Raw genomic sequence first — 13,825 nt, forward strand, 5'->3', positions numbered from 1 at the left:
CGGAAAATCGGTTTCCACTTTTCCGGATCATGCTCTGATGCCGCGGCTCGACGGAAAGACGGCGCTGGTGACCGGCGCAGCCACGGGGATCGGCCGGGCGACGGCGGCGCTGCTGGCGTTGAGCGGCGCGCGCGTCGTGCTGTTCGGGCTCGGTGAGGCAGAGCTCCAGACCGCCGCGGCGGAGTGCGGAGGGCAGGCGGTCCATGGCGACGTCACGCGTCCGGACGACATCGCCAACGCCGTCGCCGCCTGCGGGGCGTGGCTCGACATCGTGGTCAACGCCGCAGGTCTGATCGTGCCGGATCAGCCCGCCAGCGTCTCCGACGAGGTCTGGGTCAGGACGCTCGATGTCAACCTCACGGGGACCATGCGGGTCTGCCGGGCATCGCTGCCGCTGCTCCGGCAGCGCGGCGGCGCGATCGTGAACGTCGCCTCGGTTGCCGCGTTCAATGCCAGCCCGGACAGCGCAAGCTACGCCGCCAGCAAGGCGGCCGTCGTCGCCTATACGCGCTCGCTGGCCTATGCGCACGGCGCCGACGGCATCCGCGCCAATGCGGTGGCGCCGGGCTGGGTGCGCACGCCGATGAGCGCCCATGAAATGCAGCTGCTCGCGGACCAGAACGGCACCACGGTCAATGCCGAGATTCGCGGCGTCGAACGACGCATTGCCCTGGGACGGATGGCCGAGTCCGCCGAGATCGCCGCGTGCTGCCTGTTTCTGGCCTCCGACGAGGCGTCCTTCGTGACCGGCGCGGTGCTGGTCGCCGACGGCGGCGGCCGCGCGCCGACGCAGAATCGCGCGGTGTAGGCGGCCGGTTGGCGTCTCGGGCAGGCGGCCGGCACCTTGATAACGACCGGCGGATTTGGCACTCTCGTGCGGTCACGTCATTCGATCGAGGGGCGTTATGAACAAGTCATTTTCCGTGATCATTGCCGCGGCCGCTTCAATCGTCGTTCTGTCTTCGACGGCGGCGCGATGCGGCGACTACTATCCGTTTGGCGATCCGCCGTACCGGCTGGACTACGTGCAAGAGCCCCAGATCGTATCGGGCTGCTGGAAATGGAATTGGCAGCTGTACCAGTGGCAGGACTACTGCCCGGTCTACGTCAATCCGAAGGCGTATATGTTCTCGCGCTCGTCGCGCGCCGTGCTCCGCACCAAGGGGTGAGGAGAGTTCGGCTGCTTGAGGTGCTCTGCGTCGCGCCCGTTGCAGCGACGCAGAGCGCGCACTCATGAATGCGCGATGGTGCACGCCACCTGGTGGCGCTTGCCGAAGTTGAGCAGCGCGTTTTCCCGGAAGCCGTCCAGCCAGACGCCGCGGCCCGCATAGCGATAGCCGACGCCCATCGGAACGTGCCGCACATGGATGCCGCCACGGCCGGTGAGCAGGGAGGCCGTGACCACTTCGCCCTCGACCGACACAGCGCGCGGGCACAGCGGATATTGATGGCCGTTCTCGCAGGTGAAGACGATCTCGGTGCAGGTGCCGACCGGTGCTTTTGTGACCAGGCCAAGGTCCGCTGCCGCCGCCGGCCCGGAGTTGCCGAACAACGTTGCACCCAACGCCAAAATGCCTGCGACCGTGTAGCCAAACCGAATACGCATCAGTGCCCCCTCGTCCAGCGATAGGCTAAGTAATTGAAGAAAATATCTCGCGCTAAATGAGCAAAAAAAACCTCTGAGGTCAAACCTCTCTGCCCAATGCGGTGCGGGGGAGATCGGCCGGCGCCATCGCGAATGGCGTGTCAGGTGTTGCAAGTTTGCTGCAGTAAGTCTGAATTCGGCTGCAAGCTGCCCGGTAGCGTTAATGCGCCTTTACTGGCCACAATTCGCCCTGCAAGTGGTGTGATGTATTGAGTCGTGTTCCGGAGATTGCTTCAATGCGCTGACCGGATCGCATCACGAACGCATTCGGACGGACATCGGGGGTGGGAATGGACTTCCGTGGTGGCATTGCACGTTCGCTACTGACCCTGATGATTGTCTCATTGCCTGCGCTGGCAGCTCATGCACAGACTCAGGCTCCTCAACCGGCGAACGGCCGGGCAGCGGCGGCGCAGCCGGCTCAGGGCGATCAAGCCTTTTCTGGCCCGAGCTTCCGCAAAGGTCTGTGGCGCTTCGTGCGAACGCTCGATGTGGTCAGGACGGCCAACAAGAACTTCAAGTATCGGGTGGTCAACGCGGAGACGACGCGCTGCGTCGACCCGACCCACGCCATGAAGGCGACCTTTGCCTCGGGATCGATCGGAAGCTGCGTCTCGGACAAGCCGGAGAAGGTCGGTAATCAATACACCTTCGGACACCGCTGCGATTACATGGGGACGGTCAGCACCGTCATCACCGTGCGCAGCGACGAGGCCTATACCGAGCTGAACGAGATCAGCACCGGAGAGCATCCCCGGACCGACACGGTCGTCGCGACAAGGATCGGCGACTGCGACGACGGTAGCGCGGCCAAGATTGAGGCCAAGTCTGAGGCCAAGACTGACAAGTCCGCTGCGGCGGCTTTGCAGCACTAGCTGGCAATCAAACGGCAGTGGCGGCGGACGAGGCGTCCATTTGTCCCCGACGACGCAGACGCTGCGCTTCCTTTCGCGCCGAAGCTGCCCCGGCCTTGAAGCAACCGGGCATTCACCGTGTTTGACGCAAGAGCTCGTGAGAGCTTCGAGGAAAGGCCAAGCATTTACGGGGTCTTAACACGAAATGCTCCTGAATGATGTGAGGTTGGACGTGCTTCAAGCGAAGTCACGCGATCCGCGTCAATCGGCCGGTTAGGGATTCAATAAATGACATCGCGTGAGGGCTTCGCCCCGTCGAAGATCTTCGCATCCGCGCTTGGCGTCGTGACCGCGCTTTCCGTGTTCGTGCTCGCCTCCCCGAGCGCCATGGCGGAGGAGGGATTCAGCGGGCCGACCTTCCGAAAGGGAATGTGGCGCTTCGTGCGGACGCTGGAAATCGCCACGTCCTCGAACGTCCGGCAAACGCTGCTCGAGCGCGAAATGACGCGCTGTGTCGATCCAACCCAGGCGATGAAGGCGACCTTCTCATCTCCGTCCGTTGGAAATTGCCACTCTTCGCGGCCGGAGAAGATCAACAACAAATACGTCTTCTCCAACCGCTGCGACTATCTCGGGCCGGTCAGCACCGTCATCACGGTTCTCAGCGACGAGGCCTATACCGAGGTCAACAAGACCAATGTTGGTCAGGCGCCGCGGACCGACCGGGTGGTTGCCCGCCGAATCAGCGATTGCCACGAGGATAGAGCTTCGCTCAGGCAGCCGGCCTCCGCACCGAGCGAGGTGTCGTTGCAGCTGGACGAAGCCGAGGGCGAGCCGCTGTAAGGCGATTGGTCGGCGCGCGGGCCTCAGATCGCCGGCAACACCCATCAGATCTTCTGCTGCCCGCCTGGTGCACTCACCTTGACGGTGATCTTCTGAATTTCGGTTCGACCGCCCTGGTACTTGACCTCGATGGTCAGCGCGTCATCGCCGAGAAATTCCGGCGGCGCCTTGTAGAAGGCGACATAGGCCGGCACCTCGAGCGCCAGGCAGGCCTTGTAATTGGTGGCCTTCGCCTTCGCCGACTTCACCACAACCTTTCCGGCAGCCGGCGCGGCGACTAGGCGGATGGTCGGCAGCGGGCCCGACGTGCAATCAGGTAACACGTTGAGATAGAGGCCAATCTGGGTGTCCCGGTTGGCCAGGGCGCGAACCTGGCGCTCGACCGTGGTCTCCTGGGGGACAGGTTGTGCGGGGGCTTGCGCGGCCGCCGCGCCGAAACATCCCCAAATCAGGACAGCGGCACACGCCTGAAGAATCACCCGCATCGACTGCTGCTCCAAATCGCCGGGAAGGACGAACGGGGCCGGGGAAATACTGCCTTTGGCCAAGTTAATCCGGCTAAGCCGTTGTTCTTTCAGCTTCGACCTGTCCGATCTTTACCACACTTCCACGGAAAGCATTGATTAACCAAATACATTTCTTGACCGCGGGGAGGGTTAACAATAGCCTAAAACTAAATTTTTCTACAACTTTTCCTCTAATCGCATTTTGCGGAGTTGATAATGCAGGGTTCGTTTCAGGTCGCTCAGGCAACCGGCACCGGCAATTCCACCAATTCGGCTCCCGTACGAATTTACAAGCTGACCAAGCCGCTGACCGATCAGGCGGTGGTCGTCAATCTTGGATACGACCAGAAGGTGAAGGTCGACTTTTCGTCGATCGCCAATGAAAAGATCACGCTGGTTCACGTCGGCGAAAAGCTGATCATCCTGTTCGACAACCAGTCGACCGTCACGGTTGAGCCGTTCTTCGACTCCCGTGCGGATGGACTGAAGAATGTCACGATCGAGATGGCGCCGGGGCGCGAGGTCTCGGTCCAGGAGTTCGCGACCCTTTTTCCGATCAGCACGGACGCCTCCGTGTTGCCGGCGGCCGACAATGGCGGCAACTCGAACGGCAACGCCCAGGCGAGCGGCGCGAATTTCAGTCCGTTCGCGATTGATCCGTTAGCTCCTGTGCCGACCAACGTGTTGGCGCCGCAGGAAGAGTTGCCGAACCTCGTGACCCCTGTGCCGCCGACCGGCTTCGTGCTGGGCATTGCTCCGCCTCCGACCATTTCCGGCAACCCCCTGTCGGCGCTGATTGTCGACGAGAGCTTCCTGACCGCGGCCACCAACCATGGTGTCGCCGGTTCGGGGCTCGGACCCGCAGGGGCAACGGTCGCGTCTGTGCAGGTGTCGTTCAACGTCACGGTACCGGGCGGCCAGCAGTCGCTGACCTATGCGCTGTCGGTCACGACCCCGAACGAGGATTCCGGTCTGATCGATTCGGCGACCGGTCAGCACGTTCTGCTGACGGTCAACGCGGCCGGCGTCGTGGAAGGGCGCACGGCGATCAGTGGCGATCTGGTCCTCACGGTCTCGGTTGACGCCGCGGGTCATGTGACGCTGACCGATCTGCGCGCGGTTCATGAGGCAACACCGGGCAACTTCAATGAAGGGATCACGCTGGCATCGGGTCTGATCACGCTGACCGCCACCGTGACTGACAACAACAATCAGTCGGCAAGTGCGAGCGTCGATGTCGGCTCGCATCTGACGATCCTTGACGATGGTCCGGCGGCGGGCACGGTGACCGGCGCGACCGACACGCTGGTGCTGGACGAAACGCGTCCTGTCGGCAGCGACACCGCGGGCGGCACGACGCCGACCGGCCTCGCCAGCGTGACGGCTGACTTCTCCAACAACTTCACCGGCGGCAGCTACGGCGCCGACGGCGCCGGCAGCACTGCCTACACGCTGCATCTCACCGGCACGAACGTGGCCTCGGGCCTCTATGCGCTGGATCCGACCGACACCAACCCGGCCCATTTCGGGCAGGGTGCGCAGATCGTGCTGAACCAGTCCGGTGACACCATCACCGGCTCGGCGAACGGCACGACCTACTTCACAATCACGATCAACGAGACGACCGGGATCGTGACCTTCACCCAGGTCAACAACATCTGGCATGCCGATCCGACCAACCCGGATGACGCGGCGACGTTGACCCTCTCCAGCGCCAGCCTGCTGCAGGTGGTGCAGACCATCACTGACGTGGACGGCGACAGCGTGGCAACGCCGATCAACCTCGGTGGCGGCGTGTTCACAATTCAGGACAGCGGTCCGACGGCCGGCACGGTGATCGAGAAGGAAGGGCCGGCGGAAACGCTGGTGCTGGACGAGTCGCGCCCGGTCGGCAGCGACACGCCGGGCGGCTTTGCGCCGAGCGGGCTTGCCAGCGTGACGGCGGACTTCTCCCACGACTTCACGTCCGGCAGCTACGGCAGCGACGGACCCGGCCATACGGCCTACGCGCTGAAGCTCACCGGCTCGAACGTGGCCTCGGGTCTCTACGCGCTGGATCCGACCGACACGACCACTGCAGACGGCGACGGCATCGGACAGGGTGCGCAGATCGTCCTCAACCAGTCCGGCAACACGATCACCGGCTCGGCCGGCGGGACGACGTATTTCACCATCACGATTGATCCGTCGACCGGGATCGTCACCTTCACGCAGTCGAACAATATCTGGCATTCTGACCCGAAGAATCCGGACGATCCGGCAACGCTGACGCTGTCGAGCCCGAGCCTGCTGCAGGTGGTGCAGACCATCACCGACGCGGACGGCGACAGCGTGTCGACGCCGCTCGATGTCGGCACCCGTGTGTTCACGATCCAGGACAGCGGCCCGACCGCCGGCACGGTGACCGGCGCGACCGATACCCTGGTGCTGGACGAGACCCGTCCGGTTGGCACGGACACCGCGGGCGGCACGATGCCGACCGGCCTCGATTCCGTGACCGCAGACTTCTCCAACAACTTCACGCCCGGCAGCTATGGCAGCGACGGCCCGGGCCACACGACCTACACGCTGAACCTCGCCGGCGCGAATGTGGCGTCCGGTCTCTACGCACTTGATGCGACCGATACGACCACCGCCGACGGCGACGGCATCGGGCAGGGTGCGCAGATTCTGCTGAACCAGGTCGGCAACACGATCACCGGCTCGGCTGGCGGCACCAATTACTTCACGATCACGATCGATCCCTCGACCGGGATCGTGACGTTCACCCAACTCAACAACATCTGGCACTCCGATCCGACCAACCCGGATGACGCCGCGACGCTGACGCTGTCTGGCGCCAATCTGCTGCAGGTGGTGCAGACCATCGTCGATGCCGACGGCGACAGCGTGACGACGCCGCTCGATGTCGGCACCGGCGTGTTCACGATCCAGGACAGCGGCCCGAGCGCCGGTACGGTGATCGCGGCGGCGGATACGTTGGTTCTGGACGAAACCCGTCCTGTCGGCACCGACACTGCGGGCGGCGCCACGCCGACCGGCCTCGACACCGTCACGGCGGACTTCTCCAACAACTTCTCGGCCGGCAGCTACGGCAGCGACGGCGCGGGCAACACGGCCTACACGCTGAAGCTAACCGGCGTGAATGTGGCCTCCGGTCTCTATGCGCTGGATCCGACCGACACCGACCCGACCCACTTCGGCCAAGGTGCGCAGATCGTGCTGAACCAATCCGGTGACACGATCACCGGTTCGGTAGGCGGCACCACCTACTTCACGATCACGATCGACGAGACGACCGGGATCGTGACGTTCACCCAGCTCAACAACATCTGGCACGCCGATTCGACCAACCCGGATGACGCCGCGACGCTGACCCTGTCGGCCGCGAACCTGCTGCAGGTGGTGCAGACCATCACCGATGCGGACGGCGACAGCGTGTCGACGCCGCTCGACGTCGGCACCGGTGTGTTCACGATCCAGGACAGCGGCCCGACGGCGGGCACGGTGACAGGTCCGACCGACACCCTTGTGCTGGACGAGACCCGTCCCGTTGGCAGCGACACCGCAGGCGGCACGGCGCCGACCGGCCTCGATACCGTGACGGCGGACTTCTCCAACAACTTCACCGGCGGCAATTATGGCAGCGACGGTGCGGGCAACACCGCCTACACGCTGAAGCTGACCGGCGCCAACGTCGCCTCCGGCCTTTATGCGCTGGATCCGACCGACACCGATCCGACCCATTTCGGGCAGGGTGCGCAGATTCTGCTGAACCAGGTCGGTGACACCATCACCGGCTCGGCTGGCGGCACCAACTACTTCACGATCACGATCGACGAGACGACCGGCATCGTCACGTTCACCCAGCTCAACAACATCTGGCATTCTGATCCGACCAACCCGGACGATGCCGCGACGCTGACGCTCTCGGCGGCCAACCTGCTGCAGGTGGTGCAGACCATCACCGATGCGGACGGCGACCACGTGTCGACGCCGCTCGATCTCGGCACCGGTGTGTTCACGATCCAGGACAGCGGCCCGACGGCGAGCGCGCTGTCTGGCGCAACGGACACGCTCGTGCTCGACGAGACGCGGCCTGTCGGCACCGACACCGCGGGCGGCACGGCGCCGACCGGCCTTGCCAGCGTCACGGCGGATTTCTCGAACGGCTTCGCCGGCGGCAGCTATGGCAGCGATGGTCCGGGCAATTCGGCCTACACGCTGAAGCTCACCGGCGCCAACGTGGCGTCCGGCCTCTATGCGCTCGATCCGACCGACACCGACCCGACCCATTTCGGGCAGGGTGCGCAGATTCTGCTGAACCAGGTCGGCAACACGATCACCGGCTCGGCCGGCGGCACCGATTACTTCACGATCGCGATCGATCCCTCGACCGGGATCGTGACCTTCACCCAGCTCAACAATATCTGGCACTCCGATCCGACCAACCCGGATGACGCCGCGACGCTGACGCTGTCGCGTCCGGAAATCCTGCAATTGGTGCAGACCATCACCGATGCCGACGGCGACAGCGTGACGACGTCGCTCAACCTCGGCTCCGGTGTGTTCACAATCCAGGATAGCGGTCCGACCGCGGGCACAGTGATCGCGGCGGCGGATACGTTGGTTCTGGACGAGACCCGTCCCGTCGGCACGGATACGGCGGGCGGCACGACGCCGACCGGCCTCGACACCGTGACGGCAGACTTCTCGAACAACTTCTCAGCCGGCAGCTATGGCAGCGACGGTGCGGGCAACACGACCTACACGCTGAAGCTTACCGGCGCCAACGTGGCGTCCGGCCTCTTTGCGCTCGAAGCGACCGACACGACCACCGCCGACGGCGATGGCATCGGGCAGGGCGCGCAGATTCTGCTGAACCAGGTCGGCAACACGATCACCGGCTCGGTTGGTGGAACCAATTACTTCACGATCACGATCGACCCCTCGACCGGTATCGTCACCTTCACCCAGCTCAACAACATCTGGCATTCCGATCCGACCAATCCGGACGATGCCGCGACGCTGACCCTGTCGGCCGCGAACCTGCTGCAGGTGGTGCAGACCATCACCGATGCGGACGGCGACAGCGTGACAACGCCGCTCGACGTCGGCACCGGCGTGTTCACGATCCAGGATAGCGGCCCGACGGCGGGCACGGTGACAGGTCCGACCGACACTTTGGTGCTGGACGAGACCCGTCCTGTTGGCAGCGACACCGCAGGCGGCACGGCGCCGACCGGGCTCGATACCGTGACGGCGGACTTCTCCAACAACTTCACCGGCGGCAACTACGGCAGCGATGGTGCGGGCAACACGTCCTACACGCTGAAGCTGACCGGCGTGAACGTGGCCTCCGGCCTCTATGCGCTCGATCCGACCGACACCGACCCGACCCATTTCGGGCAGGGTACGCAGATCGTGCTCAACCAGGTCGGTGACACCATCACCGGCTCGGCGAACGGCACGACCTACTTCACGATCACGATCAACGAGACGACCGGGATCGTGACGTTCACCCAGGTCAACAATATCTGGCACTCCGATCCGACCAATCCGGACGATTCTGCGACGCTGACGCTGTCGGCGGCCAATCTGCTGCAGGTGGTGCAGACCATCACCGATGCGGACGGCGACAGCGTGACGACGCCGCTCGACGTCGGCACCGGTGTGTTCACGATCCAGGACAGCGGTCCGACCGCGGGCACGGTGACCGGCCCGACCGACACCTTGGTGCTGGACGAGACCCGTCCCACCGGAACGGATACTGCCGGCGGCACGGCGCCGACCGGGCTCGACACCGTGACGGCGGACTTCTCCAACAACTTTACGCCCGGCAGCTATGGCAGCGACGGCCCGGGCAACACGACCTACACGCTGAAGCTGACCGGCGCCAACGTCGCCTCCGGCCTCTACGCGCTGGATCCGACCGACACCGACCCAACCCATTTCGGCCAAGGTACGCAGATCGTGCTCAACCAGGTCGGTGACACCATCACCGGCTCGGCAAACGGCACGACCTACTTCACGATCACCATCAACGAGACGACCGGGATCGTGACGTTTACCCAGGTCAACAATATCTGGCACTCCGATCCGACCAATCCGGACGATGCCGCGACGCTGACCCTGTCGGCCGCGAACCTGCTTCAGGTGGTGCAGACCATCACCGATGCGGACGGCGACAGCGTGACGACGCCGATCAACGTCGGCACCGGCGTGTTCACGATCCAGGACAGCGGTCCGACCGCCGGCACGGTGACTGGCCCGACCGACACCCTCGTGCTGGACGAGACGCGTCCCACAGGAACGGATACCGCCGGCGGCACGGCGCCGACCGGGCTCGACACCGTGACGGCGGACTTCTCCAATAACTTCACCGCCGGCAGCTACGGCAGCGATGGTGCTGGGTCGACGACCTACACGCTGAAGCTGACGGGCTTGAACGTGGCCTCCGGCCTCTATGCGCTCGATCCGACTGACAAGACCGCCGGTGACGGTGACGGCATCGGACAGGGTACGCAGATCGTGCTCAACCAGGTCGGTGACACCATCACCGGCTCGGCGAACGGCACGACCTACTTCACGATCACGATCAATGAGACGACCGGGATCGTGACGTTCACGCAGGTCAACAACATCTGGCACTCCGATCCGAACAACCCGGACGATGCGGCGACGCTGACGCTGACGCGCCCTGAGTTGCTGCAGGTGGTGCAGACCATCACGGATGCGGACGGCGACAGCGTGACGACACCGCTCAACCTCGGCACCGGCGTGTTCACGATCCAGGACAGCGGCCCGACGGCAGGTACGGTGACCGGTCCGACCGATACGCTCGTGCTGGACGAGACGCGTCCTGTCGGCAGTGACACCGCGGGCGGCACAGCGCCGACCGGGCTCGACACCGTGACGGCGGATTTCTCCAACAACTTCACCGGCGGCGGCTACGGCAGCGACGGTGCTGGCAGCACGACGTATACGCTGAAGCTCACCGGTGCGAACGTGGCCTCCGGCCTCTATGCGCTCGATCCGACCGACAAGACCGCCGGCGACGGCGATGGTATCGGACAGGGTGCGCAGATTCTGCTGAACCAGGTCGGCAACACCATCACCGGCTCGGTTGGCGGCACCAACTACTTCACGATCACGATCGATCCTTCGACCGGCATCGTGACCTTTGCTCAGCTTAACAATATCTGGCACTCCGATCCGACCAACCCGGACGATGCGGCGACGCTGACGCTGTCGGCTGCCAATCTGCTGCAGGTGGTGCAGACCATCACCGATGCGGACGGCGACAGCGTTTCGACGTCGCTGAACCTCGGCACCGGCGTGTTCACGATCCAGGACAGCGGTCCGACCGCCGGCACGGTGACCGGCCCGACCGACACGCTCGTGCTCGACGAGACGCGTCCTGTTGGCACCGACACCGCGGGCGGCACGGCGCCGAACGGGGTTGTTTCCGTGACGGCGAACTTCTCCGACAACTTCACCGGCGGTAGCTATGGCAGCGACGGTGCTGGTTCGACGACCTACACGCTGAAGCTGACGGGCTCGAACGTGGCCTCCGGCCTCTATGCGCTCGATGCGACCGACAAGACTGCCGGCGACGGCGATGGTATCGGACAGGGCGCACAAATCGTGCTCAACCAGTCCGGCAACACGATCACCGGTTCGGCGAACGGCACGACCTACTTTACGATCGCCATTGATCCCGCAACCGGAATCGTGACCTTCACCCAGGTCAACAACATCTGGCACTCCGATCCGAACAATCCGGACGATGCCGCGACGCTGACGCTCTCGAGCGCCAACCTGCTGCAGGTGGTGCAGACCATCGTCGATGCCGACGGCGACAGCGTGTTGACGCCGCTCGACCTCGGCACCGGCGTGTTCACGATCCAGGACAGCGGCCCGACGGCGCCGACAGCGACGGTCAGCGCAGCTACGATCGGCGTGGACGAGACGCCCGGCGTGCAGACCACCGGCGGCGCGAGCGACGTGCTGGGCTCCACCGCGATCACGTTCAACGGTGCCGCCAGCACTGTCGCCGCGCTGTTCAGCACGGTTGCGAACAAGGGCGTCGACACCGATGTGCCGGGAGCGTCACTTGACAACGGTGCGCTCAGCTTTGCCTCGACGGGCGCGAGCAGCATCCTGACGGTGGCCGGGGGCAGCTTCGGCTCTGACGGCGCGGGGTCTACGACCTATGCGTTGAGCGTCCTCAGCGCTGCGTCAGGCCTGACATTGACGGATGGCACAGGGATCGCGCTGTCGCTGGATGCCAGCGGCCGGATCATCGGTACTGTGGGCAACGATGCCGCCAACCCCAGCCTGACGGGCCAAACGGCGTTCGCGATCGCCATCGATCCGATCACCGGTCAGCTCTATGTGGCGGACTATCTCTCGCTCCACCACAACAGCACCGCCAGTCCGAACGATCTGCTGACGATGACGGCCGGCAAGATCGGCGCGACGGTCACGTTGACGGACGCCGATGGCGATCATGTGACGGCCACCGCCGACATCAGCACTCATATCAGCTTCCTCGACGACGGCCCGAGTTTCGGCACGATCGAGCATGGAATCATTGCCGATTACGCGGGAATGTCCGTGCTAGGTAACCTACCCGTGTTCTCCGGCGCCGATGGTTTTGGCGCATATGACTTCACCTTGACTGGAAACACGGCGCCGGCCGGCCTGACGTTCAATGGCCAGGCCGTGCACTATTCCATCGACGCATTTGGACAGAATTTGACGGCCTATATCGGTGCGGCCCCATCGGCAGCGAATAATATCTTCACGCTGACTCTGGATGACACAACCGGTCACTACCTGTTCACATTGCTTCAGCCATTCACGGAGACAACGATCCAGAATGTCGGCAGTTCATCCGCCTTCGGCTCGGGACCCTCGCAAGAGCAGATTCTTTCCTCGAGCACCGATCAGCTGGCGGTTATTTCGGGCACGGCCTCCGGCGGTGCTCAAGGCAGCGTGAACGGATCGACCAATGGTTGGGGCGTCGGCAACAACAACTTCGATCCCAACGAAAAGCTGCTGTTTGACTTCACGGACGGCGCAAGCGCCAGCCCCGGCGGCAACGCGGGGTTCCATCCTCCAGCACACGAATCGGTCGCGAACTACACGTTCAGCGGTTACAAAGCCGGCGACGACATTCACTACGTCGTCTCCTATTGGGACGGAGTGCACGCCGCCTCGATCACATCGGTCTCCGGTGATTTCGATCCTTCCACCCACACCACGGTCGCCACCGAATGGTCGACGCCCACAGCGCCGGCCGGCCTGCAGCTCTACACTGTCCAGTTCACGGACGTGACAGGCAGCGGCAAGGTCGACCTGGTTGGCGTCGGAGTTTCGTCCACCACGAACGTCTCCGAGGATCTGAGCTTCAACGTGTCGACGATTGACGGTGACGGCGACACTGCGTCGAGCACTATCAGTATCAACATCAATGGCACCGCGACCCTGCTGGGCACGGCCGGCAATGATGTCATTGTCGCCGGACCAACCAACGAGACGCTCACTGGCAATGGTGGGGACGACAAGTTTGTTCTCAATCTCAGCGCCCACGATATCATCAGTGATTTCAACAGCGGTGATACGCTCCTTCTCGACGTGGCCGGTCTGAGCCTGCCGACGGGCGTTTCAAACGCCCTTACGGCTGGTCAATTCACGTCATCGGCAGTCACCGGCGGGACCGAGAACAACGCGAGCGCCTGGAACGAAAGCGCAAGCACGAACAAGTTCTTCTTCAACAATACGACCCATGAGCTCTGGTACTCGGCAAATGGCACCGGCTCCGACAAGGTGGACCTCGCACATGTGAGCACCGGCTTGCCGGCGGCCACGAACGTTCATATTTTCTAGGCTAGGCTTGCAGCAAAATCGAAAATCCGCGGAGACCTCTCCGCGGATTTTTATTGATTGAATTGTCGCCTTTCTTGCGCGCA

7 protein-coding genes are annotated in these 13,825 nt (G+C 63.8%); 5 read left to right on the forward strand and 2 right to left on the reverse strand.

Going from position 1 to position 13,825, the window contains the following annotated elements; genetic code table 11:
- Positions 1 to 37 precede the first annotated feature (37 nt).
- Positions 38 to 808 (forward strand): SDR family NAD(P)-dependent oxidoreductase, encoded by a 771-nt coding sequence (locus ACVI1L_RS29230; protein WP_456784471.1) that lies wholly within the window; start codon positions 38 to 40, stop codon positions 806 to 808.
- A 97-nt stretch (positions 809 to 905) separates the two neighbouring features.
- Entirely contained in the window at positions 906 to 1,169 is a 264-nt protein-coding gene (locus ACVI1L_RS29235; protein ID WP_018270873.1) for a hypothetical protein, read from the forward strand.
- 62 nt (positions 1,170 to 1,231) lie between these two features.
- Here the strand turns inward: ACVI1L_RS29235 and ACVI1L_RS29240 are convergent, their stop codons facing one another.
- Entirely contained in the window at positions 1,232 to 1,606 is a 375-nt protein-coding gene (locus ACVI1L_RS29240) for a hypothetical protein (protein WP_016845748.1), read from the reverse strand.
- A 329-nt stretch (positions 1,607 to 1,935) separates the two neighbouring features.
- Between ACVI1L_RS29240 and ACVI1L_RS29245 the strand changes: the two genes are divergently transcribed.
- Both ACVI1L_RS29245 and ACVI1L_RS29250 read left to right on the forward strand, forming a co-directional pair.
- Complete coding sequence (locus ACVI1L_RS29245; protein WP_253609351.1) at positions 1,936 to 2,520, forward strand: DUF3617 family protein; 585 nt, start codon at positions 1,936 to 1,938, stop codon at positions 2,518 to 2,520.
- A gap of 267 nt (positions 2,521 to 2,787) precedes the next feature.
- Positions 2,788 to 3,342, forward strand: a complete 555-nt coding sequence (locus ACVI1L_RS29250; RefSeq protein WP_229190224.1) for a DUF3617 domain-containing protein — start codon at positions 2,788 to 2,790, stop codon at positions 3,340 to 3,342.
- A gap of 44 nt (positions 3,343 to 3,386) precedes the next feature.
- Here ACVI1L_RS29250 and ACVI1L_RS29255 read toward each other — a convergent pair whose 3' ends face one another.
- Complete coding sequence (locus tag ACVI1L_RS29255) at positions 3,387 to 3,890, reverse strand: hypothetical protein (RefSeq protein WP_229158651.1); 504 nt, start codon at positions 3,888 to 3,890, stop codon at positions 3,387 to 3,389.
- Positions 3,891 to 4,064: 174 nt separating this feature from the next.
- Between ACVI1L_RS29255 and ACVI1L_RS29260 the strand changes: the two genes are divergently transcribed.
- Positions 4,065 to 13,742: a DUF5801 repeats-in-toxin domain-containing protein gene (locus ACVI1L_RS29260; protein ID WP_456784472.1), complete on the forward strand. Its 9,678-nt coding sequence runs from the start codon at positions 4,065 to 4,067 to the stop codon at positions 13,740 to 13,742.
- Positions 13,743 to 13,825: the final 83 nt, after the last annotated feature.

The sequence above is a fragment of the Bradyrhizobium sp. USDA 4516 genome (assembly GCF_054055915.1).

Bases quoted from the DNA above. Each gene is read 5' to 3' on its own strand.
- ACVI1L_RS29260 (WP_456784472.1), top strand. From the start codon at position 4,065: ATGCAGGGTTCGTTTCAGGTCGCTCAGGCAACCGGCACCGGCAATTCC.
- ACVI1L_RS29250 (WP_229190224.1), top strand. From the start codon at position 2,788: ATGACATCGCGTGAGGGCTTCGCCCCGTCGAAGATCTTCGCATCCGCG.
- ACVI1L_RS29240 (WP_016845748.1), bottom strand. From the start codon at position 1,606: ATGCGTATTCGGTTTGGCTACACGGTCGCAGGCATTTTGGCGTTGGGT.
- ACVI1L_RS29230 (WP_456784471.1), top strand. From the start codon at position 38: ATGCCGCGGCTCGACGGAAAGACGGCGCTGGTGACCGGCGCAGCCACG.
- ACVI1L_RS29245 (WP_253609351.1), top strand. From the start codon at position 1,936: ATGGACTTCCGTGGTGGCATTGCACGTTCGCTACTGACCCTGATGATT.
- ACVI1L_RS29235 (WP_018270873.1), top strand. From the start codon at position 906: ATGAACAAGTCATTTTCCGTGATCATTGCCGCGGCCGCTTCAATCGTC.